We start from the raw sequence: 25,774 nt of genomic DNA, 5'->3' as shown, positions 1-25,774 counted from the left end.
GTGACCAGCACCCCCAGCACCCCCGCCCCCCACGACGAGCGCTCCGAGCGCGAGCGCATCGCCGAGCTGGCCCGCGCGACCGCGACCGGCAGCCCGCTGTCGGAGGCCGCGCGCGAGCCCACCCTGGCCGAGGGCCTGCGCGCCTACGGCCAGCGCCTGCGCGGCGGCGACATCGGCGCGCTGCCGGCCGTCCTCGGCCTGCTCCTGCTCTTCGTGCTCTTCTCGGCCCTGCGGCCGGAGACCTTCCCGACGGCCATCAACATGGCCAACCTCATGGTCCAGGCGTCCTCGATCATCGTGCTCGCCATGGGCCTGACGTTCGTGCTGCTGCTCGGCGACATCGACCTGTCCGCCGGCGTGGCCGGCGGGGCGTCGGCGGCGGTGATGGCGATCGCCGTGAACGACGGCGGCTTCCCCTGGTACCTGGCGATCCTCGTGGGCCTGGCCACCGGCACGGTGATCGGGCTGCTCATCGGGCTGCTCGTGGCCAGGGTGGGCATCCCCTCCTTCGTGGTGACCCTGGCCTTCTTCCTCGCCCTGCAGGGCGTCACGCTGAGCCTGATCGGCCAGGGCGGCACCGTGCCGGTGCGCGACCCGGTCATCGTCGGCATCGCCGGCGCCAACGTGCCCGTGGCCGTCGGCTGGGTGCTCACCGCGGTGGCCGCCCTGGCCTACGGCGGCATCACGCTGAAGGGCTGGCTGGACAAGCGGCGCAAGGGCCTGACGCGGGACAACATGGCGCTCGTCGTGGCCCGGGTGGTGGGCGTCGCCCTCGTGCTCGTCGTGGTCACCGCGGTGCTGTCGCAGAACCGCGCCCGGGTGCCCAGCATCACCCTCGCGGGCATCCCGTACTCGGTGCCGGTCATCGTGGTGCTGCTCGTGGTCCTGACCTTCGTGCTGTCCCGCACCGCCTACGGGCGCCACGTCTACGCCGTGGGCGGCAACCCCGAGGCCGCGCGCCGCGCCGGCATCTCCGTCACCAGGATCAGGATCTCCGTCTTCCTCATCGGGTCGACCATGGCGGCGGCGGCGGGCATCATCGACGCCTCCCGCCTGAACTCGGTGGCACCGGGCGCGGGCGCCGGCAACACCCTGCTGCTGGGCGTGGGCGCCGCGGTCATCGGCGGCACCAGCCTCTTCGGCGGCAAGGGACGGGTCAGCAACGCCGTCATCGGCGGTCTGGTCATCGCGACCATCGCCAACGGGCTGGGCCTGCTCAACCAGCAGGCCTTCGTCAACTTCCTGGTCACCGGCGGGGTCCTCCTGCTCGCCGCCACCGTCGACGCGGTCTCGCGGCGGCGGCGCGCCAGCGCGGCGGTCTGACGTGCTCACCGGCCCGCGCCGTCCGGCAGGATGATCTCGTGGTCGTGACGTGAGCAGCGCACCGGTGGGCCGCAGCCAGGACGACGTGAGGCGTCACAACCTGGCTGCGGTCCTCGGGCGCCTGCACACCCGCGGCCCGGCGACCCGCACCCAGCTCACCCGCGAGCTGGGCCTGAACCGCTCGACCATCGGCGACCTCGTGGGCGGGCTGGTCGCCGCGCAGCTGGCGGAGGAGCAGGCGCCCGGCGCCTCCCTGACCGGGCGCGCGGGACGGCCGTCCCTGGTCGTGCGGCCCGTGCCCGACGGCGCCTGCGTGCTCGCCGTGCACCTCGACGTGCACTGGATGCACGTGGCCCGCGTGGGCCTGGGCTGCGAGGTCCACGAGCGGGTCACCGAGCCGCTCGCCCCCGGCACGGCGCCGCGCGCGGCCGCCGCGCGCGTCGCGCAGCTGGCCGAGGAGGTGCTCGGCGAGCACGGCGCGCGCCTGGTGGGCGTGGGGGTGGCCGTCCCCGGCACGGTCGGGCGCCGTGACGGCGTCCTGGGGCTGGCCCCCAACCTGGAGTGGGCCGACGTGCCCCTGCGCGACCTCGTCGCGGAGGCCGTGCGGCGCCGCACGGGGCTGGCCCCGCCGGTGAGCGTGGCCAACGACGCCGACCTCGGCGTCCTCGCCGAGCGGCTGCGGGGCGCGGCCCGCGGCAGCGACGACGTGGTCTACCTGTGCGGGACCTGGGGCCTGGGCGGGGGGATCATCACCGGCGGGCACCCCCTCGTGGGCCGGCGCGGGCACGCCGGGGAGGTCGGGCACATCGGGGTCGACCCCGCGGGGCACGCCTGCCACTGCGGCAGCCGCGGCTGCTGGGAGGCCGAGGCCTCCGCCGAGGCGTGGGCCGCCGCCCTCGACCTGGACGGCAGCGCCGTCGACGTCGCCGACAGGGTGCTGGCCCGGCTCGCGGCGGGTGGGGTCACCGCGCGGCGCACCCGCGACAAGATGTCGCGCTCCTTCGCCCGCGGCCTGGCCAGCACCATCAACGTCGTCGACCCCGACGTCGTGCTCCTGGGCGCGGGGCTGTGGGCGCGGCTGTGGCCCGAGCTGGCCGGTGACGTGCTGCCCTGGCTGCGGCGCATGGTGCTGCCGGCGCTGCGAGACGAGGTCGACGTGCGCCTGGCGGGGCTGGGGGCGGACTCCACCCTCGTCGGCGCTGCTGAGCTGGCGTTCGGCCCCCTGCTGGCCGACCCCCTGGGCGCCGCGGCGCTGCCGGCGCCCGTCGCTGCCCGCTAGGGCGTCCGCGTCCTCGCCCGGCCCTCACGCCTCGGGAGGGCGCTGCGCACGGCCCTGGGCCCGACCTGAGCGGTGAGCGCGCTCGGCGTCCTCCATCGCCTGGCTGAACCCCTCCAGGAAGCGGTGCACGGCGAGCAGCTCGGCCTCGCTGAACTGCGCCATCACGGCGTCGGTGCGCCGGCCGAGCGGGCCGAAGAAGGCCCGCGCCACGTCCATCGCGCCGGGCGTGGTGCGCAGGTGCACGCGGCGCCGGTCGGTCTCGGCGCGCTCGCGCTGCACGTGGCCGGCGCGCTCGAGCCTGTCGACGACGCTCGTGGTGGCGGCGCTGCTCAGCCCCAGCGCCTCGGCCAGGCGACCGGCGGTGAGCGGGGTTCCACCGCCCTCGGCCTGCATGACGTGGACCACGGCCTCGAGGTCGGTGGGGTGCATCGCCTGCTCCTCGGCGAAGGCGTGCGCCAGGTGCTGGGTGCGGTAGGTCAGGAGGCGCACGTCGTCCACGAGGGCGCGCTGCAGGCGCGCGCGCGCCGCGTCGCCGGCCCTCCCCTGCTGCTGCACCACGCCGACCATCCTCCCCCCGCCTTGCGCCGGCCCCGCCGGACACCCCATCATCTCACTCATCGAGAGGTTCGACCATCGAGAGGTTCTGATGAGACGAGTCCTGGCGGCACCCGTCGGACGGCGCAGCGCCTGGCTGTCCGTGGTGCTGGGCCTGCTGGTGGCGGTCGGCCTGGTGGTCCTCGCCCCCTCCCCCGACCGCGGCAGCGGCGTGAGCGCCGGCCTGCCCTCCAGCGCCGAGTCGGTCCGCGTGGCCGAGCTCGCGCGCCAGCTGCCCGGCGCCGACGCGACCTCGGCGCTCGTCGTGCTCCGGCGCGCAGGCGGTCTGCAGGCGCAGGACACCGCCGCGCTGCAGCAGCTCGCACCGCAGCTGGCCGAGCTCGCCGAGGGCGGCCGGGTGGCTCCGCCGGTGACCTCACCGGACGGGACGACGGCGCTGGTGGCGGTGCCGCTGAGCACCGCCGGCGGTGACGAGGCGCTCGCCGGGACCGTCAGGGCGGTCCGCGCGGCGCTGGGCTCGGCCGTCGCCGACCTGCCGCCGGGGCTGACCGCCCAGGTCACGGGCGGGGCGGCGTTCACCACCGACATCGCCTCCCAGTTCGACGGGGCGAACACCACGCTCCTGCTCACCACGGTGCTCGTCGTGGCCGCGCTGCTGCTCGTGACCTACCGCAGCCCCGTGCTGTGGCTCGTGCCCCTGGCCGTGGTCGGCGCCTCGGCGGCGGCGGCCACGGCCTTGTTCGCCGTGGTCTCGCGCACGTTCGGCGTGGTGCTCGACCCGTCCACGGGCGGCATCGCGGACGTGCTCGTCTTCGGCGCGGGCACCAACTACGCGCTGCTGCTCATCGCCCGCTACCGCGAGGAGCTGCGGCGCGAGGCCGACCGCCGCCTGGCGATGGCGCGCGCGTGGCGCGGCGCCGCCCCCGCCATCGCCGCGAGCGCCGGCACGGTGGTGCTCTCGCTGCTGGCGCTGTCCTTCGCCGTCCTGGGGTCCAACCGCAGCGTCGGCCAGTTCGGCGCGCTGGGCATCGCGGTGGCGGCGCTGTTCGCGCTCGTCGTGCTCCCCGCGGCGCTGGTGCTGTGCGGGCGCGGGGTGTTCTGGCCCTTCGTCCCGCGCGTGGGCTCGGCCGAGTCGTCCCTGAGCGGGCCGTGGTCGCGCATCGGGAGGGCCGTGGTGCGCCGGCCGTGGCGCGTCGTGGCCGTGGCCGTCGCGGTCCTCGCGGTGATGGCGGCCGGCCTGTCGGGTGCGCGGCTCGGGCTGAGCCAGACCGAGCAGTTCCGCGTCGAGGCCGAGGCGGTGGCCGGGGTGCAGACGCTGGCGAAGGCGTTCCCCGCGGGAGCCTCGGACCCGGCGCAGGTCCTCGTGCTCAGCACGGACCCGGCCGTGGTGACCGGCGTGGTCGAGGCCGCCTCGGCGGTGCCGGGCGTGGTCTCGGCCACGCCCGGGCGGCAGGCCCCGGGCGCCGCGGGCGGTGCGGGGCTCACCGAGGTGAGCGCCGTCCTGGACGGCGACCCCGGCAGCCCCGCCGCAGAGGCGGCGGTGAAGCGGCTGCGCTCCGCGCTCGACGCGGTGCCGGGCGGGGCGCTGGTGGGCGGGAGCACCGCCGAGGGCCTCGACGTGGAGGTCGCCACCGAGCGCGACCTGCGCGTGGTCGCCCCCCTGGTGCTGCTGGTGGTCCTGGCGGTGCTGGTCGTGCTGCTGCGCGCGGTGGTCGCCCCGCTGGTGCTGGTGGCCACGGTGGTGGCGAGCTTCTTCGCGGCCCTCGGCGCCGGGAACTGGCTCGCGACGCAGGTGCTCGGCTACCCCGGCCTGGACACCGGCGTGCCGCTGCTGGCCTTCCTGTTCCTCGTGGCCCTCGGCGTGGACTACAACATCTTCCTCGTCACGCGGGTGCGCGAGGAGGTGCCCCCGCGCGGCACCCGCGAGGCCCTGGTGGTGGGCGTCTCGGTGACCGGCGCCGTCATCACCAGCGCGGGCGTGCTGCTGGCTGCGGTCTTCACCGTGCTGGGCGTGCTGCCGCTGATCACCCTGACCGAGCTGGGGATCATCGTCGGCCTGGGCGTGCTGCTCGACACGCTGCTGGTCCGCACGCTGCTGGTGCCGGCGCTGTTCACGCTGCTGGGCCGGCGCGCCTGGTGGCCCGGCGCCCTGTCGAGGGCGGACCACCACCGCGGCGACGGCACCGGCGCCTCCCCCGCCCCGGAGCTGGCCCGCCGCTGAGGGGCGGTGCGCCCGGCCCGGCCACGGCCCTCCGGCGGCGGAGGGCCGTGGCCGCGACCACCGGGGTCAGGGGACGATCGAGCCGGCGGCGGTGAGCAGGCGGTACCACTCCTGGCGGGACAGGCGGACGTCGGAGCCCGCCACGGCCTCGCGCACGCGCTCGGGCTTCGTGGTGCCCAGCACCACCTGGACGTCGGCCGGGTGCCGGGTGATCCACGCCGTGGCGATGCCGGTGGGGGTGACGCCGTGGGCCTCGGCCAGCTCCACCAGGACGTCGTCGAGGTCGGCGTACCGCTCGCGGTCGCCGATGAAGGTGCCCGTGAAGAAGCCTCCCTGGAAGGGCGACCAGGCCTGCAGGGTGGTGCCGTTGAGGCGGGCGTGCTCGAGCATGCCGCCGTCGCGGTGCACGGACTGCTCCAGGCCCTCCATGTTGGAGGCGAGGCCGGTGGAGACCAGCGAGGAGTGGGTGATGCTCAGCTGCACCTGGTTGGCGACCAGCGGCTGGCGGACGACCGTCTTCAGCAGCTCCTGCTGGTACGGCGTGTGGTTGGAGACCCCGAAGTGGCGGACCTTGCCCGCGGCCTCCAGCCTGTCGAACGCCGCGGCGACCTCCTCGGGCTCCACCAGGGCGTCGGGGCGGTGCAGCAGCAGGACGTCGAGGTGGTCGGTCTGCAGCGCCGCCAGCGAGGCGTCCACGGCGGACAGGATGTGCTCGGTGGAGAAGTCGAAGAAGCCGTCGCGGATGCCGCACTTGGACTGGATGACGACGCGCTCGCGCTCGGACGGCGTGAGCCTCACCGCCTCGGCGAAGCGGCGCTCGCACAGGTGGTCCCCGCCGTAGACGTCGGCGTGGTCGAGCACCGTGACGCCCTCGTCGAGGGCTGTGCGCACGAGGGCGTCGATCGCGGCGTCCTCGAGGGCGTCGATGCGCATGAGGCCGAGGACGACGCTGCTGACCTCGAGGCCGGTGCGGCCGAGCTGCTGGGTCTTCACCCGCCCATCCTGGCGGCCGGGTCGCGCGGCGCCGGCGGCAGGGGGTGCACCCGAACGAGTCATGATCGACTCGCCTGACCATGATCGTCGGAGGACAGTGATCCGCAGCTGGAGTGATCCAGAGGTTGTTCAACACGAGGAGGTCAATCGTGATCGTCCTGGGCCTGGTCCTGCTTCTGCTGGGCTTCTTCCTCAACATCCAGATCCTCTGGATCCTGGGGATCATCCTGCTCATCGTCGGCATCGTCCTGAACTTCGTGCCGATCGGCGGCTCCCGCCGAAGGGTGTTCTAGCGCGGCCCACCCCCCGCGCACGACGACGGCCCGCCGCCCCCGAAGGGGCGGCGGGCCGTCGTCGTGGGGCGCCTCAGAGGGTGCGGGCCGTCGGGTCCCAGTCGGCCGGCAGCGCGGGTGCGACCACCGCGGTGGACTCCACCTCCACCGGGCTGCGCCGCTGCGCCGCCTCGATGGTGGAGACCATGACGTCGAGCACGTGGAAGGCCTGCTCGCCGCTGGCGCGCTCGGGCCGCCCGGCGCGGATGGCGCGCGCCAGCTCCAGCACCCCCTGGCCGCGCCCGGCCGTCGAGCCGGTGGGGGCCTCGCCGCGCGGCTCCTCACCGAGGGCGTGCACCACGGTGTCGCCGTCGAAGGTGTTGGGGTCGGGCAGCTCCAGCGTGCCGCCGGCCCCTGCCACCTCCAGCTGGGTGCGACCCACGGCGGAGTCGAAGCTGAACACGGCGGTCGCCGAGGCGCCCCCCTCGAACTCGTACAGCGCCGAGACGTGGGTGGGGACCAGGACGTCGAAGACCTGCCCGGCCTTGGGGCCCGACCCGATGGTGCGCTGCGCGCGCGCCGTGGAGGCGGTCGCCGAGACCCGCCCCACGGGGCCGAGCAGCTGCACCAGCGCGGTGAGGTAGTACGGGCCGAGGTCGAACAGCGGGCCCGCGCCCTCGGCGAAGAGGAACGCCGGGTCGGGGTGCCAGCCCTCCGGGCCGGCGCTCTGCAGCAGCACCAGCGCGGTCAGCGGGTCGCCCACCGCGCCGGACTCCAGCAGGCGGCGGGCGCTCTGCAGACCCGCGCCCAGGAAGGTGTCGGGAGCGGTGGCCACCCGCCGGTCGGCCGCGGCGGCGGCCTGGAGCAGCGAGGTGCCGCTGGCCCTGTCCAGGGCGAACGGCTTCTCGGTCCAGACGTCCTTGCCGGCGGCCACGGCGGCGGTCGCGACCTCCACGTGGGCGGCGGGGATGGTCAGGTTGACCACCACCTCCACCTCGGGGTCGGCCAGCACGTCCTCCACCGCGCCCCAGCGCGGCACGCCGAACGCCTCGGCCTGGGCCCGGGCGCGGTCGACGGCGAGGTCGGCCACCACCTTGACGTCGAGGTCGGGGAAGGAGGTGAGGTTGGTCAGGTACTGCGTGCTGATGGTCCCGGCGCCGATGACGCCGACGCCCACCCGCCCGGACCCGCGCGGCCCCCCGGCCGCCCCCGTCGCGCCCGTCGTCGTCGTGCTCATGCCAGCCCCTTCTCCCGCAGGTGCGCCAGGCCGTCGGCGACGGCGGTGAACCGGTCACCGCGGGAGTCGTCGAGCTCGATGACGCGCAGGGCGTGCGGCGCGGCGGCGACGATCTCCGTCACGGGCAGGGAGCCCTTCCCCAGGGCCACCTGGTCGAGCACCTCGGGGGTGGCGGGCCCGTCCTTGAGGTGCACGGCCACCACCTGCTCCCCCAGGCGCTGCAGGAGCGCCACCGGGTCGTGCCCGCCCACGGCCACCCAGTAGGTGTCGACCTCCAGGACCACCTCGGGGGCCACGTCGGCCAGGCGCCGGGCCAGCACCTCGAAGGCGGAGGTGCCGCCGATGTCGCTGGCCAGCTCGTGGGCGTGGTTGTGGTAGCCCACGCGCACGCCGTGCCGGGCCGCGACGGCGCCGGCGGCGGCCAGCTCGGCGGCCACGGCCTCGACGTCCTCCCGGGTGCCCCAGCGGTCCGGCGGGGTGAACGGGTCGACCACGGTGCGGGTGCCCCGCGCCGCCGCGGCGGCGAACAGCGCGTCGAGGGCGTCGTCGTCGCGGCCCAGGAAGCCCTGGTGCATGGTCGGCGCAGCGATGTCGTGCTCGGCCAGAGCGGCGGCGAGCTCGTCGGACAGCGCCAGCGGGCCGAAGGGCTCCACCGCGGCGAAGCCGAGCCCGGCCAGACGGGCCACGGTCCCCGCGACGTCGTCGGCGAGGGCCTCCCGCACGGTGTAGAGCTGGACCGAGACCTGGTCGCTGGCCCTGCTGCCAGCCGGGGTGGTCGGTGTGGTGGACACGCTGCTCCTCGTCGTCGTGGCGGCGCTGCGGCCGTGAGGCGTGGCCCTACTCAACCACCAGGCCCGACTTCCCGACCAACCGGTCGGGGTCCGCTCCGGGGCGATCATGGGCGGGCGGGCCCCATCATGGGCGGTCGGAACGCGTCCCCCGTGGGGGACGCCAGGAGGGAGTGGTCGCGTGAGGATCGTCTACAACAGCTTCGACGGCAGGTTCTCGGACAGCCCGAGGGCGCTGCACGAGGCCCTCACCCGCCACGGGACCGGCCTCCCGCTCGAGCACACCTGGCTGGCGTCGCCGGCGCACCGCGCGGGCTTCCCCGAGGACGCAGCGCTGGTCCCGGCCGACGGCCCGGAGGCCGTCGCGGCCCTGGAGGCGGCCGACGTCGTCATCTCCAACTACCACCTGGCGCCGCAGTGGGAGAAGGCCCCCGGGTGCCTGTACCTGCAGACCTGGCACGGCACGCCGCTCAAGCGCATCGCCGCCGACGAGCCCCACGTCGGCCCCGGCGACCCCGTGCCCGGCTGGCGCGACGTGGAGCGCTGGGACCTGCTGCTGTCCTCCGGCCCGGCCGCGACGCGCGCCCTGCGCAGCGGCTTCCGCTGGCACGGCCCCGTCGCGGAGACCGGCTGGCCGCGCAACGACGTCCTGCACTCCCCCCAGCGCGAGGACCTGCGCGCGGCGGTGCGCGCCCGGCTCGGCCTGGCCGAGGGCAGGACCGCCGTGCTCTACGCGCCCACCTGGCGCGACGACGTGCTGGACGCTGACGGCCGCCGCGGGGTGGACCTGCGCCTGGACCTGGAGGAGTTCAGCCGCCGGTACGCCGGCACGCACGTGCTGTTGCTGCGGCTGCACTACATGCTCTCCGACCGCCTCGCCGGCGCGCCGCTGCCGCCCGGCGTCCTGGACGTCTCCTGCCACCCCGACATCGCCGAGCTGTACCTGGCCGCCGACGCCGTGGTCACCGACTACTCCTCCACGCTGTTCGACGTCGCGGCCACCGGCACCCCGCTGCTGCTGTTCGCCTACGACCTGGAGCACTACCGCGACGACGTGCGCGGCTTCTACTTCGACCTGTTCGACGCCCCTCCCGGGCCGGTGCTGCGCACCAGCGAGCAGCTGCTCGACGCCCTGGCCGACCCCGTGGCCGCCACGGCGCCGTGGGCGGCCCGCGCCGCGGCGTTCCGCGAGGAGCACTGCCCGCTGGACGACGGCGGGGCCGCGCGGCGGGTGCTCGACCTCGTGCTGCCCGGGCGGGTGGCCGCGCTGCCCGGCCAGCGCGGCGAGCTGGGCGCCACCGCGCCGGCGGTGGCCCGGTGACGCTGCAGGCGGTCGTGCTGGCCGCGGGCAAGGGGACCCGGCTGGGCAGGCCGCTGCCCAAGCCGCTGACGCAGCTGGCCGACGGGCGCAGCATCCTGGCCCAGCAGGTCGACAACCTGCGCTCGGTCTTCGGCGAGCAGCTGCCCATCACCGCCGTGGTGGGCTACAAGGCACCGCTGATCATGGAGGCGCTGCCCCACCTGCTGTTCGCCTACAACGAGGACTACGAGGACACCAACACCTCCAAGTCGCTGCTGCGGGCGCTGGAGCTGTCCGCCGACGGCCCGGTGGTCTGGCTCAACGGCGACGTCGTCTTCGACCCCTCGCTGCTGGAGCTGCTGCTCGGGCCGATCGCCCGCGGCGAGAGCGCGGTGTGCGTCAACACCGCCTCGGTGGCCGAGGAGGAGGTCAAGTACACCGTCGACGCCGACGGCTGCATCGCCGAGCTGTCCAAGACCGTGGTCGGCGGGCTCGGGGAGGCGGTCGGCATCAACCTCGTCGGCGCGGCGGACAAGGCCCTGCTCGTGGAGGGCCTGCGCGCCTGCGGGGACCAGGACTACTTCGAGCGCGGCATCGAGCTCTCGATCGCCCGCGGGATGCGGGTGCTGCCCGTGGACATCTCCGCCCACGTGGCCGTGGAGGTCGACTTCGAGGAGGACCTGGCGCGCGCCGAGCGCCTCGTGGCCCAGCACCGCGACTCCCAGGGCTCCTGACCCCGTCCGTGGTCATGGGCTGACGGCGGCGAGGACCTGGTCGGCGATCTCGGCCTCCTCGTCGGTGGGGACCACGAGCACCCGCTCGCCGATCCGCACCGCCTCGGCGGGCCCGCGCGCGGCCTCGTTGAGCGCGGCGTCCACCCCGTACCCCAGGTGCTCCAGCGGCGCGCACACCGCGGCCCGCACGGCGGCGGCGTTCTCCCCCACCCCGGCCGTGAAGACCACCGCCCGCACGCGCGGCACCAGGGCCAGGAACGAGCCGACGGCGGCCGACAGGCGGTAGCAGTACACCTCCAGGGCGGCGCGGGCGGCCTCGTCGCCGGCGTCGGCGCGCGACTGCACGGCGCGCACGTCGGACTCCCCCGCCAGGCCCTTCAGCCCGCTGCGCTTGTTCAGCAGGTCGTCGACCTCGGCGGCGCTCATGCCGGCCTCGCGCACGAGCGTCATGACGATGGCCGGGTCGACGTCGCCGCTGCGGGTGCCCATGGCCACGCCGGCCAGGGGGGTCAGGCCCATGGTGGTGTCCACGCTGCGCCCGCCCTGCACCGCGGTGACCGAGACGCCGTTGCCGACGTGGGCGACCACGAGGTCGCACCCGTCCACCGGCACGCCCAGGAAGGCCGCGGCGCGCCGGGTGACCACCTGCACGCTCGTGCCGTGGAAGCCGTACTTGCGCAGCCCGTACCGGTGCGCGACGGCGGCGTCCACCGCGTAGGTCGCCGCTCGCGGCGGGATGGTCGCGTGGAACGCGGTGTCGAAGACCGCCACCTGGGGGACGTCGGGCAGCGCGGCCCGCAGCGCGCGGATGGCCGCCAGCTGGGGCGGGTTGTGCAGGGGCGCGAGCGCCGAGAGCTCGTCGATGCCGCGCTCGACGTCGTCGTCGACCACGGTCGGGTCGGTGTACCGGGTCCCGCCCTGCACCACGCGGTGGCCGACCCCCGCGAGCCCCTCCAGACCCGGCCCGTCGCGCAGGGCGTCCAGCACCTGCGTCAGCGCGGCGTCGTGGTCGGGCACGTCGGCGGAGCCGATGCGCTCCACGGTCCCCTTCGCGAGGACCTCCGCGGCGCCGTCCCCGTGCTCGCGCAGCTGGTACTTCAGGCTCGAGGAGCCCGCGTTGACGACGAGGACCCTGCTCATGCGGACGCGGTCTCCTTCTGCTCGGCCGTGGTCTGGGACTGCACGGCGGTGATCGCCACGGTGGAGACGACGTCGGCCACGGTGCACCCGCGCGAGAGGTCGTTGACCGGCCGGCGCAGGCCCTGCAGCACCGGCCCGACGGCGACGGCGTCCCCGGAGCGCTGCACCGCCTTGTAGGTGGTGTTGCCCGTGTTGAGGTCGGGGAAGACCAGCACGGTGGCGTGGCCGGCGACGGGGTTGCCGGGCATCTTGGCCTCCCCCGTGGCGGGGTCCACGGCGGCGTCGTACTGGATGGGCCCGGCCAGCGGCAGGTCCGGAGCGCGCTCGGCGACCAGGCGGGTGGCCTCGCGCACCTTGTCGACGTCGACGCCGGCGCCCGAGCTGCCGGTGGAGTAGCTGACCATCGCCACCCGCGGCTCCACCCCGAAGGCGCGCGCGGTCTCGGCGCTGGACAGGGCGATGCCGGCCAGCTCCTCGGCGGTCGGGTCGAGGTTGACGGCGCAGTCGGCGAAGACGAGCACCCGGTCGGGCAGGCACATGAGGAAGGCGCCCGAGACGCGCTTGGCGCCGGGCGTGGTCTTGATGACCTCCAGCGCCGGGCGGATGGTGGCCGCGGTGGTGTGGGTGGCGCCGGAGACCATGCCGTCGGCGTGGCCGGTCTCCACCATGAGCGTGCCGAAGTACGTCGGGTCGAGCAGCTGCTCGGCGGCCGCCTCCAGCGTCACGCCCTTGTGCTTGCGGCGCTCGGCGTACACCGGGGCCATCTGCTCGCGCAGGGGAGAGGTGGCCGGGTCGACGATGCGCGCCGAGCCGAGGTCGACGCCGAGCCGGTCCGCCCGCGCGCGCACCTCCTCCTCCCGGCCGAGCAGGACCAGGTCGGCGACGTCGAGGTGCCCGAGCTCCTCCGCGGCGCGCAGCACGCGGGTGTCCTCGCTCTCGGGCAGCACGATGGTGCGCCGGTCGGCGCGGGCCGCCGCCAGCAGGCGGGCGTTGAACATCGCCGGCGTGACGGCCTCGGTGCGCACCAGCCGGATCCGCTCGGACAGCTCCTCGGCGTCCACCCCGGCGCTGAAGGCGCCCAGCGCGGCGGTGACCTTGCGCTGGCTCGCGGGGCGGATCGCGCCGGTGGCGCCCTCGAGGCGGTGGATGGTCGTGTACGTGTCGGTGGGCACGCTGATCATCGGCAGCCCGCTGGGGCGCAGCAGCGTCAGCTGCAGGTCGTCGGGGCGGGTGCCGTTGGTGAGCACCAGCCCGCCCGGGGTGGGCAGGTCCCGGTGGATCGCCGCGCCGGCGGAGACGAGCATGAGGTCGAGGCGGTCGCCGGAGGTGACGAGCAGGGTGCCCTCGCGCAGCAGCCTGAGGACCACGTCGGCGTGCGCGGACCCCGCCAGGTACCCGCCGACCTCGCGCTCCAGCGCCGAGTCCGAGCCGGTGAGCACCGCGCCGCCCAGCACGGACGCCACCTCGCCGACGGTCAGCGCCGACAGCAGGGGCACCTCCTCGACGGCGTACACGGGGTGCTTGGTGGCACCTCCGGTGTGCCCGCTCTCCTCGCGCACCGCGGCCAGCACCGCCTCGCGCTGCGCGGCGTCGACGCGGTTGACCACCGTGGCCAGCTTGGTGCAGCCCCGCGCCGCCAGCGCCGAGCCGGCCTCCCGGGCGGCGGCCGCCACGGAGTGGACGGCCGCCGGGTCGTCGGCCCCCGCGGCGGAGACCACGACGACGACGGGCGCGCCGAGGTTCACCGCCAGCAGCGCGTTGAGGTCCAGCTCGGTGGCCGGGGAGGGGCCGGTGAAGTCCGTGCCCACGACGAGCACGAAGTCGGCCCGCTCGGACAGGCGCTCCACGCGCTCGACGATCGTGGCCACCAGGCGGCGGGGGTCCGGTCCGGCGTCGGTGGCGTCGACCAGGGCCGCGGCCTCGCTCCAGGTGAGGCCCACGGCGTCGTCGTCGGCGATGTCCAGGTCGTAGCGGTGGCGCAGCAGCTCCACCAGGGGGTCGGGCTCGTCGCGGCTGGAGACCACCGGCCGGAACACCACCGGCCGGCGCACGGAGCTGGCCAGCAGGTCGAGCAGCCCCAGCGCCACGACGGTCTTGCCCGCCCCGGCGCGGTCGGCTGTCACGTACAGGCGCTGGTTCGCTGACGACACGGGTCCACCCTCCCGGGAGGGAGCGGTCGGCGCCACGCCGGGCGGCGTGGCGCCGGTCACGGCCCGCTCAGGCGGTGCGCAGGTCCAGCCAGGCGACCTGCTCGGCGGTGAGCTCCACCTCCAGCGCCGCCATCGACGAGCGCAGCTCAGCGAGGGTGCGCGGGCCGATGAGGGCGAAGGTGGGGAAGGGCTGGGCGAGCACGTAGGCGAGGGCGACCGCGGTGGTGGCCACCCCCAGCCGCTCCCCCAGCTCGTGCGCGCGGCGCTTGCGCTCGAGGTTGTCCTCGGACAGGTAGCAGCGGACCAGCTCCGCGTCCCCGCGCATCTCCTCGTCGTCGCGGGCGAAGAACCCCCGGGCCTGGGAGCTCCACGGCAGCAGCGGCACCCGGCGCTCCTCCAGCCACGCGCGGCTGGCGGGGTCGGTGGCGTGCACGCACCCGGCCCAGGGGACGTCCAGGGCGCGGGCCAGGCCGAAGTGGTTGGACAGGACCCCGAAGCCGGCGCGACCGCGGGCGGCGGCGTAGGCGTTGGCCTCGTCGAAGCGCTCCGGGGTCCAGTTCGAGCCCCCGTAGACGCCGATCCGGCCGGCGCGCGCGTGCTCGTCGAGCACGTCGACGAACTCCCCCACCGGCACTGACGGGTCGTCGCGGTGCATGAGGTAGAGGTCGGCGCGCTCCAGGCCCTGCCGCTCGAAGCTCTCCAGCAGCTGGCGGGAGAGGGACTCGGGGTCGCAGTGGGGCGTGTGGGCGCCCTTGACGACGACGGTGACCTGGTCGCGGATGCCGCGGTTCGCGAGCCAGCGGCCGAAGCGGCGCTCGTAGTCACCGTCGCGGCCGTAGATCCAGGCGGTGTCGAAGGTGGTGCCGCCGGCCTCGACGAAGGCGTCGAACAGGGCGCTGGCGTGCGAGAGCGTCGGCTGGTTGTCGCAGCCCATCACCAGGCGCGAGACCGGGCTGGCCAGGCCGGGGACGGTGCCGACGGGGATGCTGGCGCTGCCGGGCGCCGGGACGCGCAGGGGCTGGCGCGACAGCGTGGGGACGTCCGCGGTCTCGGCCTCGAAGGGGTAGCGCAGGCCGAGGGCGGCCCGCCACCGGTCCAGGACGGCGAGGGTGCCCAGGGAGTCCTCGTGGGTCTGCTCCGGCGCCTCGCCCGTCGCGCCGGGGGCGCCGGCGGCCAGGGCGCGGGCGGCGTCGGCGAGCGCCTCGGCCTCCAGGGCGAAGGCCTGCTGGGCCGGGGCGGCGCCGTCCCAGGCCTCCTCCACCGGCTCCTGCCCGACGCGGCGCAGCACCAGGCGCGGGGCGCCCTGGACGGTCCAGGGGTCGTGCAGCTCCAGGGTGCCCAGGGTCCCGCGCACGACGGCGGTCTGGGGCTCTTCCAGGCGCACCCCGCAGCGGACGGTGGCGAGCAGGCCGCCGCCGAAGTCGAGGTGGGCCAGGGCCCACTCGTCCACGCCGGTGGGGCCGAGGTGGCCGGCGGCGCGGACGCCGTCCGGGCCGGGCAGCGGGTCGGCCCAGGGCCGGCCGCTCTCGTGCTGGCGGGCGGCGCCGGCGACGGCGCGGGCGAAGGAGACCGGGTAGCAGCCGACGTCGAGGATCCCGCCGCCGCCGGTCGCGGGGTCGAACAGGCGGCCCGGCCCGCGCCCGTCGCCGCCGGTGGCCGGGGAGGAGGCGAAGGAGAAGGCGGAGTCGACGTGGAGGACCTCTCCCACGGCGCCCTCGCGCACGAGCTGCAGCAGGCGCCGGGTGGCGGGGTGGAAGCGGTAGGCGAAGGCCTCCAGCAGCGCCACGCCGGCCTGGCGGGCGGCGTCGACCACGCCCGCCGCCGAGCCGTGGTCGGGGGTGAGGGGCTTCTCGACGAGCAGGTGCTTGCCGGCGCGGGCCGCCGCCACCGCCAGCTCGGCGTGGCGGGGGTGGACGACGGCCACGTAGACGCCGTCGACGCCCGGGTCGGCGAGCACCTCCTCGTAGGTCCCGGCGGTGACCCGCCCGCCGCGCGCGGCGCCTGCGGCGCCCGCGGCCTCGACCTCGGCGGCCAGGGCGGCGGCCCGGGAGCGGTCGGAGCTGCCGACGGCGACGAGCACGCCCGTCCGGCTGGCGGGCAGCTCCGCGGCGAAGCGGCGGGCGATGGACCCGGGGCCGAGCACGGCCCAGCGGAAGACGGCGTCGTCGAGCGGCACGCACCGCAGGCTAGGGCCGGGGTCCGCCAGCCCGCGCCGGGGACCGCCCCGGCTCCGCCGGGACGGGCTGTCAGACCCCCCTGGGAAGGTGCTCAGCGTGACCGGGAAGGCTCGACACGCCGTCCGAACAGCCAACACCGACCACAACCAGTAGTTCGCTGGAAACCTCAGCCCACTAGATGTAGCGTCGAGAGCACCGGACGGCGCCCCGCGGGGCGCCCCGGCCTCCCCCACTTCCCCGGGGCCTGCGTCGATGACGCAGCGTCCTGGTCCCGTCACGCTCGCACGCACCACCCGACCCGAGGAGCAGCACATGACCCAGGTGGCAGACGAGGTCCTGGAGGTCACCACGGACGGCTCCTCGGACGGGCGGGGCGGGGTCGCGGCGGCCCCCACCGCCGTCATCAACCGGCGCGGCGAGGTCGTGCCCTTCGACGCCACCCGCATCGCGGTCGCGCTGCAGAAGGCGTTCCTGGCCACCGAGGGCCAGGCCGCCGGCAGCTCCGCCCGCGTGCGCGACCTCGTCGAGGAGATGACCCGCACCGTGGTCGACACCCTCGTGCGCCGCTCCCTGGCGGGCTCGGGCTCCTCCGGCCGCCCGGTGGCCGTGGAGGAGGTGCAGGACCAGGTCGAGCTGGTGCTCATGCGCTCGGGCGAGCACGCCGTGGCGCGCTCCTACATCCTCTACCGCGAGGAGCACGCCCGCGCCCGCCGCGAGCGCGAGGCCGCCACCCCCAGCGTGGAGAAGGTGCGCCAGCTGTCGGTGCGCACCACCGAGGGCACCCTGGTCCCGCTCGACCGAGACCGCGTGGCCGCCGTCGTCGCCGAGGCCTGCGCCGGCCTGCCCACGGTCGACCCCGACGCGGTGGTCACCGAGGCGATGCGGACGCTGTACGACGGCGTCGGCGAGGTGGAGCTGGCCCAGGCCCTCGTGCTGGCTGCCCGCACCAAGGTCGAGGCCGACCCCGACTACACCTACGTCTCCGCGCGCCTGCTCATGGACATGCTGCGCACCGAGGCCCTCTCCCATGTCCTCGGCGAGCGCACCCAGGCCACCGCGCCGCAGATGGCGCAGCTCTACCCGCGCTACCTCAAGGGCTACGTCGCCAAGGGCATCGAGCTGGGGATGCTCGACCCGCGCCTGGCCGACTTCGACCTCGACAAGCTGGGCCAGGCCATCGAGGCCGGCCGCGACGGGCAGTTCACCTTCCTGGGGCTGCAGACCCTGTACGACCGCTACTTCCTGCACGAGCACGGCGTGCGCTACGAGCTGCCGCAGGCCTTCTTCCTGCGGGTGGCGATGGGCCTGGCCCTCAACGAGGAGCACAAGGAGGAGCGGGCGATCGAGTTCTACCGCCTGATCTCCAGCTTCGACTTCATGTGCTCCACGCCCACGCTGTTCAACGCCGGCACCACCCGCCCGCAGCTGTCCAGCTGCTTCCTCACCACCGTCTCGGACGACCTGTCCGGCATCTTCCAGTCCATCAAGGACAACGCGATGCTGGCCAAGTACTCCGGCGGCCTGGGCAACGACTGGACGCCGGTGCGCGGCATCGGCGCCCACATCAAGGGCACCAACGGCCAGAGCCAGGGCGTCGTGCCCTTCCTCAAGATCGCCAACGACACCGCGGTCGCGGTGAACCAGGGCGGCAAGCGCAAGGGCGCCGTCTGCGCCTACCTGGAGACCTGGCACATCGACGTGGAGGAGTTCCTCGAGCTCCGCAAGAACACTGGTGACGAGCGCCGCCGCACGCACGACATGAACACGGCCAACTGGGTGCCGGACCTGTTCATGCAGCGGGTCGCCGCCGGCGGCACGTGGACGCTGTTCTCCCCCGACGAGGTCTCCGACCTGCACGACCTGTACGGCCCGGCCTTCGCGCAGCGGTACGCCGAGTACGAGGCCATGGCCGAGCGCGGCGAGCTGCGCGTCCACCGCACCGTGAACGCGGTGGACCTGTGGCGCAGGATGCTGACGGCGCTGTTCGAGACCGGGCACCCGTGGATCACCTTCAAGGACCCGTGCAACCTGCGCTCCCCGCAGCAGCACGTCGGCGTGGTGCACTCCTCCAACCTGTGCACCGAGATCACGCTGAACACCAACGCCGACGAGGTCGCCGTCTGCAACCTCGGCTCGGTCAACCTGGCCGCGCACACCACCGCCGACGGCCTGGACGTCGAGCGGCTGCGCCGCACGGTCCGCACCGCGGTGCGCATGCTCGACAACGTCATCGACCTGAACCTCTACACGATCCCCCAGGCCGAGAACGCCAACCAGCAGCACCGCCCCGTGGGCCTGGGCCTCATGGGCTTCCAGGACGCGCTGTTCGCCCTGCGCCTGCCCTACGCCTCCGAGGAGGCCGTGCAGTTCGCCGACACCTCCATGGAGCAGATCTCCTACGCGGCGATCGAGGCCAGCTCCGACCTCGCGGCCGAGCGCGGCTCCTACCGCAGCTTCGACGGGTCGCTGTGGAGCCGCGGCGTGCTGCCGATCGACTCCCTGGAGCTGCTGCGCGAGGCCCGCGGCGGTGACGTCGAGCTCGACACCTCCACCACGCTGGACTGGGCGCCGCTGCGCGAGAAGGTGCAGCGCCAGGGCATGCGCAACTCCAACGTCATGGCGATCGCGCCCACCGCGACGATCTCGAACATCGTGGGCGTCGCGCAGTCGATCGAGCCGATGTACCGCAACCTGTTCGTGAAGTCGAACATGTCCGGCGACTTCACCGTGGTGAACGCCTCGCTGGTGCGCGACCTCGCCGAGCGCGGCCTGTGGGACGAGGTCATGGTCTCCGACCTCAAGTACTTCGACGGCTCCCTGGGCGCCATCGACAGGGTCCCGGACGACCTGCAGGCGCTGTACGCCACCGCCTTCGAGGTCGACCCCTCCTGGCTGCTGCGCTCCGCCGCCCGCCGCCAGAAGTGGATCGACCAGGCGCAGTCGCTGAACCTGTACGTCTCCAGCCCCAACGGCCGCAAGCTCGACAACCTCTACCGCACCGCCTGGCAGCTGGGCCTGAAGACGACCTACTACCTGCGCTCGTCCTCGGCCACGCACGTGGAGAAGTCGACCCTGCGCGGCACCGACGGCAAGCTCAACGCCGTCTCCGCCGGCGCCCCGGCCGCCGCGCCGGCCACAGGCCTGCCCGTCCAGGGCGGCTCGGCGGCCGCCGCGGGCGGTGCCCCGGTGGCGGCGGTGGCCGCGAGCCCCGCCGCGGCCGTGTCGGCCAGCCCCTCCCCCGTGGTGGCGCTGCCGGACACTGCGGCCGCCGAGGAGGCCTCGCGCTACAGCGCCGAGTACGCCGCCGCCTGCTCCATCGAGAACGGCGAGGACTGCGAGGCCTGCCAGTGAGCGCGCCCACCAGCCCCCAGCAGATCCCGACCACCCGCACCGCATCGGAGGAGAGCACCGTGACCACCCTGGACGACGCCGTCGAGACCACCGTCGAGAACGTGACGGGCCTGGGCGCCATCCAGTCCGGCGCCGCCCGCGTCGACGTCAGCGAGAAGCGGATGATCAACTCCCGCGCCGACGTCAACCAGCTGCTGCCGCTGAAGTACGGCTGGGCGTGGGAGAAGTACCTCGCGGGCTGCAACAACCACTGGATGCCCACCGAGGTGTCCATGCAGGCCGACATCGCCCTGTGGAAGAGCCGCGACGGCCTCACCGAGGACGAGCGCCTCATGCTCAAGCGCAACCTCGGGTTCTTCGCCACCGCCGAGTCGCTGGTCGCCAACAACATCGTGCTGGCGGTCTACCGCCAGCTGACCAACCCCGAGTGCCGCCAGTACCTCCTGCGCCAGGCCTTCGAGGAGGCCGTGCACACGCACACCTTCCAGTACATCTGCACCAGCCTCGGCCTCGACGAGGGCGAGCTGTTCAACATGTACCGCGAGGTGCCCTCCATCACCGCCAAGGACGCGTGGGCCCTCAAGCACACCCGCAACCTGGAGTCGGGGGAGTTCTCCACCGGCACCCCCGAGGCTGACCAGGACTTCCTGCGCGACCTCATCGCCTTCTACGTGGTGTTCGAGGGCATGTGGTTCTACACGGGCTTCGCGCAGATCCTGTCCCTGGGCCGGCGCAACAAGATGGTCGGCATCGCCGAGCAGTACCAGTACATCCTGCGCGACGAGTCGATCCACCTGAACTTCGGCATCGACGTCATCAACCAGATCAAGGCCGAGAACCCGCACCTGTGGTCCGCGGAGTTCCAGGCCGAGGTGCGCGGGATGCTCAAGGAGGCCTGCGAGCTGGAGATCGACTACGGCCGCGAGACGATGCCGCGCGGCATCCTCGGCCTGAACTCCGACCTCACCTCGGAGTACATGCGCTTCATCACCAACCGCCGCTGCGTCCAGCTGGGCCTGGCCGAGGTCTTCCCCCCGGCGGAGAACCCCTTCCCGTGGATGAGCGAGACGATGGACCTCAAGAAGGAGAAGAACTTCTTCGAGACCCGCGTCATCGAGTACCAGACCGGCGGCGGCCTGGCCTGGGACTGACCCCCCGCTGACGCCCCGGCGCTGGCCGCCCGGCCACCGGGCCGGTCCAGCTGCCAGGCGTCCCCCGTTCACGGCGGCCCGCCTCCCCCTCAGCAGGGGCGGCGGGCCGCCGTCGTCGCCCTGCCCACCGAGGGCCCACCGCCAGGTCCAGCAGGCCGGACCCGGCCTGCTGGACCTGGCACTGCCCCTGGACCTGGCACTGCACGGGGTGGCGACGAGCACCCCGAAGGGGTGACGTGCCTCGGCGTGCGGCGTCGCTGACCGTGCCCGATGCTGAGCGGTTCGGGCGAACCTGACCCTCCTCGCCCCACAGCGCCCGGACGCCGTTATCGTTCCGTGACATGTGCCGGAACATCCGCACGCTGCACAACCTCGCGCCGGCGACGACGCACGACGAGGTCCACGCGGCTGCGCTGCAGTACGTCCGCAAGGTCGCGGGGACGACGAAGCCCTCGCGCGCCAACGCCGACGCCTTCGACCGGGCGGTCGCCGAGGTCGCCCACGCCACCGAGCACCTCCTGGAGGCGCTCACGACCACCGCGCCCCCGCGCGACCGGGAGGTCCTGGCCGCCCAGGCCCGCGCCCGCGCCGTCCAGCGCTACGGCTCCACCGCGGTCGCCGCATCCACCGCCGCCTCCGAGGCGGTGGCGCCGTAGCCCGCCGCGGTGCCGGCGCGTGGGCGCGCCAGGCCAGGCCCTCCCGTCCCCGCGAGGAGGGCCTGCGCCTGGTGGCCCGCAACAAGCGCGCCGCGCACGACTACCTGCTCACCCAGCGCTACGAGGCGGGCGTGGTGCTCGTCGGCACCGAGGTGAAGGCCCTGCGCCAGGGCCGCGCCTCCCTGTCCGAGAGCTGGGTGGAGATCGACGACGCCGGGGAGGCGTGGCTGCACGGAGCGCACATCCCCGAGTACTCCCAGGGCAGCTGGACCAACCACTCCGCGCGCCGGCCCCGCAAGCTGCTGCTGCACGCCGCGCAGCTGCGGCGCCTGGCGGACAGCTCCCGCGAGGGCGGCTGGACCGTGGTCCCCACCAGCCTGTACTTCCTGGGCTCGTGGGTGAAGGTCGAGGTGGCCGTCGCCCGCGGCAAGGCCGAGCACGACAAGCGCCAGGCGCTGCGCGAGCGCCAGGACGCCCGCGAGGCCGAGCGCGCCATGGCCGCCCACCGCCGCAGCCCCAGAGGCGCCCGTGCTGCGTCGTGACACCGCTGTCCGCCTGCCGGGGCTGCGGGGGCGCAGCTGGGCGCGCCGGCTGCAGCTGGCCAGCGCCGCCACCGCCGTGCTGGTGCTGCTGTGGCCGGTGGTCGACATCGCCGTGAGCACCGCCTGGTCGCACCGCCGCGTGGACGCCAGCCACCTCGACGCCGTCGTCGTCCTCGGCTCCAGCCTGGACCGCGGCAGGGTCACCCCGCTGCTGGAGGCCCGCGCGGCGCGTGCAGCGGAGCTGGTCCAGCAGGCCCGCGAGGCCGGAGGTGACCCGTGGGTGGTCACCAGCGGCGGCGTCACCGGCCCGACCGCCTTCGACGCCCAGCCGGTCTCGGAGGCGCAGGCGCTCGGTGAGCGCCTGGTGGCCCTGGGCGTCGACGGGCGCCGCCTGCTGCTGGAGGAGCGGGCGCTGACCACCGCCGACAACCTCGCGTACGCCCTGCCGCTGCTCACCCGCACCGACCCCGGTGTGCGCCGCGTGGCGGTGGTCACCTCCGACGGCCACGTGGCCCGGGTGCGGCTGCTGCTGCGCACGGCCATCGCCGACGGGCGGGTGGAGGACCGCTACGACATCACCTTCGTGGGCGCCCGCACCCCGCTGCAGGACGTGCGCGCGGCCCTGCTGCGCGAGGTGGGCCTGGTCGCCGGCCAGCGCGCCGACACCGCCGTGACCTCCGCGGTGCGCCAGTCGCGGCGCTGGAGCGGGACGGCGGACCCCGTCTGACCCCGCAGCGCCCACCGGCCGGCGGCGTCTGTGACGCTGTGGGGGTGGAGACGCCCCGCGCCGACGCCCCCGCCACCAGGACCGACGAGGACCGCTCCTTCGAGCCGCAGCGGGTGGCCGACGCCGTGCTCGCCGCCGAGGCGTCGATGGACCGCCTGGACGCCGTCCGCGCGCGCGTGGCCGGCGGCGCCGCCAACACCCACGGCGGGGACCCGGGGCTGCACCGCAACCGCAGCACCGTGGTGCGCCACGCGGTGAACTACCTCGTCGCCGTGCGGGCCGCCCAGGTGCTGGCGCCGGCCGCTGCTCCGGCCGGTCCCGTCCTCGACGTCGGCGCCGGCACGGGAGCCTTCTCCCCGCTGCTGGCCGAGCGCCTGGGTCGCGAGCTGCACGTCGTCGACACCGACCCCCGCCACACGGCGCTCGCCGCCGCGGCCTTCCCCGGCACCGCGGTCCACACCGCGCTGGCCGCCGCGCCCCGGGGCGCCGTCGTCACCGCCATGGAGGTCGTCGAGCACCTGGAGCCGGCCGACCAGGTCGCCTTCGTGGCCTCGCTGGCCGCCGCGGTGCTGCCCGGCGGGGTGCTGGTGCTGTCCACGCCGGACGAGTCCGGCTACCCGCGCGGCTGGTCCGGGTACGCCCCGCACGTGGGCCCGCTCGACGCCGCGGGCCTGGCGCGCGTGGTGGCCGGGGGCACGGGCGGCTGGCCCGTCACCGTGCTGCGCGTGGACGGGCCGACCTTCGCGCTCACCCGCGCGGGGGCGCTGGCGCAGGGGACGGCGAACCGGGCGTGGAACCTCGTCGCCGGTCTCGCTGCCGGGCTGGAGCCTCGGGTCACGGGCCTGCTGCACCGCCTCACCAAGGACCGCCCGGCCGCCGCCGTGCCGCCCGAGGGCTCCTGGCGGGTCAGGGCGGTGGGCGACGACGACGGCGGGTGGCGCGCCGGCACGGGCCTGCTGGCGCTCGCCACCGCCCCCGCCTGACCCCCCGGAACCGCAACCAGGCGCTCGGCTGCGGTCCCAGGACCCTCCGGAACCGCAACCAGGCGCTCGACTGCGGTCCCAGGACCCTCCGGAACCGCAACCAGGCGCTCGGCTGCGGGGGCGGATTCAGAGGGCGAGCAGCTCGGTGGCGCTGGCGAGCAGGTGGCGCAGGTGCTCGCGGTTCTGCGCCGAGACGCTGAGCCCGTCACCGCCGTAGTGCTCGGTGCAGAACGGCCCGGTGAAGCCCACCCGCAGCGCCTCCTCCACCGCCCACCGGTAGTCGATGACGCCCAGGGCCAGCGGCGCCGGCGCGGTGGCGTACGAGCCCGTGGCCGGGTCGTGGTCGCGGTAGTAGTTCTTGACGTGCCAGAAGTTGGCGTGCGGGAGCACCGCGGCCAGCTGCTCGCGCCACGGCTGCACCGGGCGGTGGAGCCTGATGATGTTGGCGACGTCGGGGTTGAGGCCGACGTTCGGCAGGTCGATCGCCTCCTTCAGCCTGACCGACGACTGCGGGGTGCCCAGGTAGGTGTCCTCGTACATCTCCAGGCTCAGCTGCAGCCCCAGCTCCCCCGCCCGCCGGCCGAGCGCGCTGAAGCGCTCCACCGCCAGGTCGAAGGCGGCGCTGCCGTCGCTCTCCGGGTCGGGGTCGGTCAGGCCCTGCTCCAGCCAGAACCACTCCGCGGCCTTCTGGGCGTCGGTGAGCACCGGCAGCAGGCCGGCGGAGACCACGCCCGTGCCCAGCTCCGCCGCCGCCACCAGCGTCCGCTCGAGGTAGGCCTGGTTGGCCGCGGCCTCGCCGGCGTCGGGGGCGATCGGGCTGCGGCGCGCGGTGGTGATGGCCGTGACCCCCAGCCCCTCCTCGGCGAGCAGGCGCTTGAGGAGCGCGAGGCGCTCGGGCGACAGGTCCCCCGGGCGCACCCAGGAGTCGGTGAGGTCGACGTGGTCGAACCCGGCCAGGCGCACGCGGCGCAGCACCCGGCGCCACTCGACCTCGGGGGCCTCCTGGGCGGGGGTGCCGTCGGCCAGCACCGGCGGCGCCTGCAGCAGCGCCGCGCCGATGGGCCAGGTGGCGGGGTCGGGCCTGGCGCCCGCAGCGGACGGGGTGCTCACGGGCGGGCCTCCTGCTCGGCGACGACGTCGGGGTCCTGCGCGGGTCCGCCCGCCGGCTGGCTGGACGCCGGTGCGTCCGGGTGGGCGTGCGCCAGCTCGGCCAGCAGCTGGCCCTGCCGGGCGTAGGCGAGGTCGCGGTAGGCGATCATCCGCGCCAGCTTCTCGGGGTCGCCGTGGACGGTGAAGCCCTCGCCGTTCTTGGCGCCGTGGGCGCCGCCGTCGACGAGGTCGGTGAGGGCCTTCGGCGGGGAGATCCGCTCGCCGTAGGCCTCCTCCATGATCTTCATGCCGAGCACGTACACGTCCAGGCCGGCCATGTCGGCGATGGCGAAGGGCCCGAAGTACGGGTACCGGAAGCCGAACGTCGTCGAGACGATGGTGTCCACGGCCTCCGGGGTCGCCACGCCCTCGGCGACGATGTCGGCGGCCTCCTTGAACAGCACGTACTGCAGCCGGTTGAGCACGAAGCCCGGGGTGTCGGCCACCTGCGCCGAGCGCCGCCCGGCCCGCTCGAGCATCTCCTGGACCACCGGCAGGACGGCGGCGTCGGTCGCCTCGCCCACCACCAGCTCCACGCCGGGGATGAACGGCGCGGGGTTGGACCAGTGCACGGTGAGGAACCGCTCGGGGCGCACGACGGCGGGCGCGAGCACCTTCACCGGGATGGTCGAGGTGTTGGTGCCGATGATGGCGTCGGGCCGGGCGGCGGCCGAGGCGCGGGCCAGCACGTCGTGCTTGACCTCGACCTTCTCGAAGACCACCTCGTGGACGAAGTCGACGTCGGCGACCGCTTCCTCCACCGACGTCGCCGCGCGCAGGTTGGTCGCCACGCGCTCGGCGTCCCCGGGGGCGAACAGGCCCTGCTCCTCGTAGGTGCGGGCCTCGCCCAGCAGCCGCTCGAGCTGGCGGGCCGCGGCGTCGGCGGACACGTCGGCCAGGACGACGGGCAGCCCGGCGCGCGCCATCGACTGCGCGATGCCCCCGCCCATGTACCCGGCGCCGACCACGGCGGCCGTCTCGATGCGGCGCACCACCGCGGCGCCGGCTCCGCCGGAGGCGCTGGACGTGCTGGACGCGCTGGCTGA

The 25,774-nt window shown here is 75.1% G+C and carries 21 protein-coding genes; 12 read left to right on the top strand and 9 right to left on the bottom strand.

Annotated features, from left to right (window positions below; translation table 11 throughout):
• Both ACUN9U_RS11750 and ACUN9U_RS11745 read left to right on the top strand, forming a co-directional pair.
• A complete protein-coding gene (locus ACUN9U_RS11750; protein ID WP_445485164.1) occupies positions 1-1,323 on the top strand; it encodes a sugar ABC transporter permease in 1,323 nt (440 codons plus the stop codon).
• A gap of 49 nt (positions 1,324-1,372) precedes the next feature.
• The gene (locus tag ACUN9U_RS11745) at positions 1,373-2,602 is read left to right on the top strand and encodes an ROK family protein (RefSeq protein ID WP_445485163.1); all 1,230 of its coding nucleotides are present in this window, start codon (positions 1,373-1,375) and stop codon (positions 2,600-2,602) included.
• Between the two features lie 24 nt (positions 2,603-2,626).
• Here the strand turns inward: ACUN9U_RS11745 and ACUN9U_RS11740 are convergent, their stop codons facing one another.
• Positions 2,627-3,160: a MarR family winged helix-turn-helix transcriptional regulator gene (locus ACUN9U_RS11740; RefSeq protein ID WP_445485162.1), complete on the bottom strand. Its 534-nt coding sequence runs from the start codon at positions 3,158-3,160 to the stop codon at positions 2,627-2,629.
• An 88-nt stretch (positions 3,161-3,248) separates the two neighbouring features.
• On the opposite strand from ACUN9U_RS11740, the gene ACUN9U_RS11735 reads away from it, so the two are divergent.
• Positions 3,249-5,378 (top strand): MMPL family transporter, encoded by a 2,130-nt coding sequence (locus ACUN9U_RS11735; RefSeq protein WP_445485161.1) that lies wholly within the window; start codon positions 3,249-3,251, stop codon positions 5,376-5,378.
• A 66-nt stretch (positions 5,379-5,444) separates the two neighbouring features.
• Here the strand turns inward: ACUN9U_RS11735 and ACUN9U_RS11730 are convergent, their stop codons facing one another.
• On the bottom strand, positions 5,445-6,371 hold the full coding sequence (locus ACUN9U_RS11730; RefSeq protein WP_445485160.1) for an aldo/keto reductase: 927 nt from the start codon (positions 6,369-6,371) through the stop codon (positions 5,445-5,447).
• Between the two features lie 149 nt (positions 6,372-6,520).
• Between ACUN9U_RS11730 and ACUN9U_RS11725 the strand changes: the two genes are divergently transcribed.
• Complete coding sequence (locus ACUN9U_RS11725) at positions 6,521-6,664, top strand: hypothetical protein (protein ID WP_186718479.1); 144 nt, start codon at positions 6,521-6,523, stop codon at positions 6,662-6,664.
• 73 nt (positions 6,665-6,737) lie between these two features.
• Here ACUN9U_RS11725 and ACUN9U_RS11720 read toward each other — a convergent pair whose 3' ends face one another.
• Both ACUN9U_RS11720 and ACUN9U_RS11715 read right to left on the bottom strand, forming a co-directional pair.
• Positions 6,738-7,880: a Gfo/Idh/MocA family protein gene (locus tag ACUN9U_RS11720; protein ID WP_445485158.1), complete on the bottom strand. Its 1,143-nt coding sequence runs from the start codon at positions 7,878-7,880 to the stop codon at positions 6,738-6,740.
• Positions 7,877-8,671 (bottom strand): sugar phosphate isomerase/epimerase family protein, encoded by a 795-nt coding sequence (locus tag ACUN9U_RS11715; protein WP_445485156.1) that lies wholly within the window; start codon positions 8,669-8,671, stop codon positions 7,877-7,879. Before ACUN9U_RS11715 ends, ACUN9U_RS11720 begins: the two co-directional genes overlap by 4 nt.
• 178 nt (positions 8,672-8,849) lie before the next feature.
• Between ACUN9U_RS11715 and ACUN9U_RS11710 the strand changes: the two genes are divergently transcribed.
• Both ACUN9U_RS11710 and ACUN9U_RS11705 read left to right on the top strand, forming a co-directional pair.
• Positions 8,850-9,989 (top strand): CDP-glycerol glycerophosphotransferase family protein, encoded by a 1,140-nt coding sequence (locus ACUN9U_RS11710; RefSeq protein WP_445485154.1) that lies wholly within the window; start codon positions 8,850-8,852, stop codon positions 9,987-9,989.
• Entirely contained in the window at positions 9,986-10,702 is a 717-nt protein-coding gene (locus ACUN9U_RS11705; protein WP_445485153.1) for a phosphocholine cytidylyltransferase family protein, read from the top strand. Before ACUN9U_RS11710 ends, ACUN9U_RS11705 begins: the two co-directional genes overlap by 4 nt.
• Before the next feature lie 12 nt (positions 10,703-10,714).
• On the opposite strand, the gene ACUN9U_RS11700 is transcribed toward ACUN9U_RS11705, so the two are convergent.
• From ACUN9U_RS11700 to ACUN9U_RS11690, 3 genes are all read right to left on the bottom strand, one after another.
• Positions 10,715-11,842: an acetate/propionate family kinase gene (locus ACUN9U_RS11700; protein WP_445485151.1), complete on the bottom strand. Its 1,128-nt coding sequence runs from the start codon at positions 11,840-11,842 to the stop codon at positions 10,715-10,717.
• Positions 11,839-13,992 (bottom strand): phosphate acetyltransferase, encoded by a 2,154-nt coding sequence (gene pta, locus ACUN9U_RS11695; RefSeq protein ID WP_445485150.1) that lies wholly within the window; start codon positions 13,990-13,992, stop codon positions 11,839-11,841. Before pta ends, ACUN9U_RS11700 begins: the two co-directional genes overlap by 4 nt.
• Before the next feature lie 67 nt (positions 13,993-14,059).
• Positions 14,060-16,168: an aldo/keto reductase gene (locus ACUN9U_RS11690; RefSeq protein WP_445485148.1), complete on the bottom strand. Its 2,109-nt coding sequence runs from the start codon at positions 16,166-16,168 to the stop codon at positions 14,060-14,062.
• 313 nt (positions 16,169-16,481) lie between these two features.
• Here ACUN9U_RS11690 and ACUN9U_RS11685 point away from each other — a divergent pair, with 313 nt between their 5' ends.
• From ACUN9U_RS11685 to ACUN9U_RS11660, 6 genes are all read left to right on the top strand, one after another.
• Positions 16,482-19,520 carry a ribonucleoside-diphosphate reductase subunit alpha gene (locus ACUN9U_RS11685; protein ID WP_445485146.1) on the top strand — a complete coding sequence of 1,013 codons (3,039 nt, stop codon included), beginning with the start codon at positions 16,482-16,484 and terminating at the stop codon, positions 19,518-19,520.
• Entirely contained in the window at positions 19,502-20,671 is a 1,170-nt protein-coding gene (locus tag ACUN9U_RS11680) for a ribonucleotide-diphosphate reductase subunit beta (RefSeq protein WP_445485210.1), read from the top strand. The genes ACUN9U_RS11685 and ACUN9U_RS11680 overlap by 19 nt, the downstream gene beginning before the upstream one ends.
• A gap of 341 nt (positions 20,672-21,012) precedes the next feature.
• Complete coding sequence (locus ACUN9U_RS11675) at positions 21,013-21,327, top strand: DUF2277 domain-containing protein (protein ID WP_445485144.1); 315 nt, start codon at positions 21,013-21,015, stop codon at positions 21,325-21,327.
• A gap of 62 nt (positions 21,328-21,389) precedes the next feature.
• Positions 21,390-21,869 (top strand): SsrA-binding protein SmpB, encoded by a 480-nt coding sequence (smpB, locus tag ACUN9U_RS11670; protein ID WP_445485209.1) that lies wholly within the window; start codon positions 21,390-21,392, stop codon positions 21,867-21,869.
• Complete coding sequence (locus ACUN9U_RS11665) at positions 21,856-22,596, top strand: YdcF family protein (protein ID WP_445485142.1); 741 nt, start codon at positions 21,856-21,858, stop codon at positions 22,594-22,596. The genes smpB and ACUN9U_RS11665 overlap by 14 nt, the downstream gene beginning before the upstream one ends.
• A gap of 44 nt (positions 22,597-22,640) precedes the next feature.
• A complete protein-coding gene (locus ACUN9U_RS11660) occupies positions 22,641-23,579 on the top strand; it encodes a class I SAM-dependent methyltransferase (RefSeq protein WP_445485141.1) in 939 nt (312 codons plus the stop codon).
• Between the two features lie 126 nt (positions 23,580-23,705).
• Here ACUN9U_RS11660 and ACUN9U_RS11655 read toward each other — a convergent pair whose 3' ends face one another.
• Positions 23,706-24,689 (bottom strand): sugar phosphate isomerase/epimerase family protein, encoded by a 984-nt coding sequence (locus ACUN9U_RS11655; RefSeq protein ID WP_445485139.1) that lies wholly within the window; start codon positions 24,687-24,689, stop codon positions 23,706-23,708.
• The gene (locus ACUN9U_RS11650) at positions 24,686-25,720 is read right to left on the bottom strand and encodes a 3-hydroxyacyl-CoA dehydrogenase family protein (protein ID WP_445485208.1); all 1,035 of its coding nucleotides are present in this window, start codon (positions 25,718-25,720) and stop codon (positions 24,686-24,688) included. The genes ACUN9U_RS11655 and ACUN9U_RS11650 overlap by 4 nt, the downstream gene beginning before the upstream one ends.
• Positions 25,721-25,774 lie beyond the last annotated feature (54 nt).

The sequence above is a fragment of the Quadrisphaera sp. KR29 genome, from assembly GCF_052644995.1.
The sequence above is the reverse complement of the archived record's forward strand: the minus strand, read 5'-3'. Positions and strand labels throughout refer to the sequence as shown.

Bases quoted from the DNA above. Each gene is read 5' to 3' on its own strand.
- ACUN9U_RS11685 (WP_445485146.1), top strand. From the start codon at position 16,482: ATGACCCAGGTGGCAGACGAGGTCCTGGAGGTCACCACGGACGGCTCC.
- ACUN9U_RS11720 (WP_445485158.1), bottom strand. From the start codon at position 7,880: ATGAGCACGACGACGACGGGCGCGACGGGGGCGGCCGGGGGGCCGCGC.
- ACUN9U_RS11700 (WP_445485151.1), bottom strand. From the start codon at position 11,842: ATGAGCAGGGTCCTCGTCGTCAACGCGGGCTCCTCGAGCCTGAAGTAC.
- ACUN9U_RS11735 (WP_445485161.1), top strand. From the start codon at position 3,249: ATGAGACGAGTCCTGGCGGCACCCGTCGGACGGCGCAGCGCCTGGCTG.
- ACUN9U_RS11675 (WP_445485144.1), top strand. From the start codon at position 21,013: ATGTGCCGGAACATCCGCACGCTGCACAACCTCGCGCCGGCGACGACG.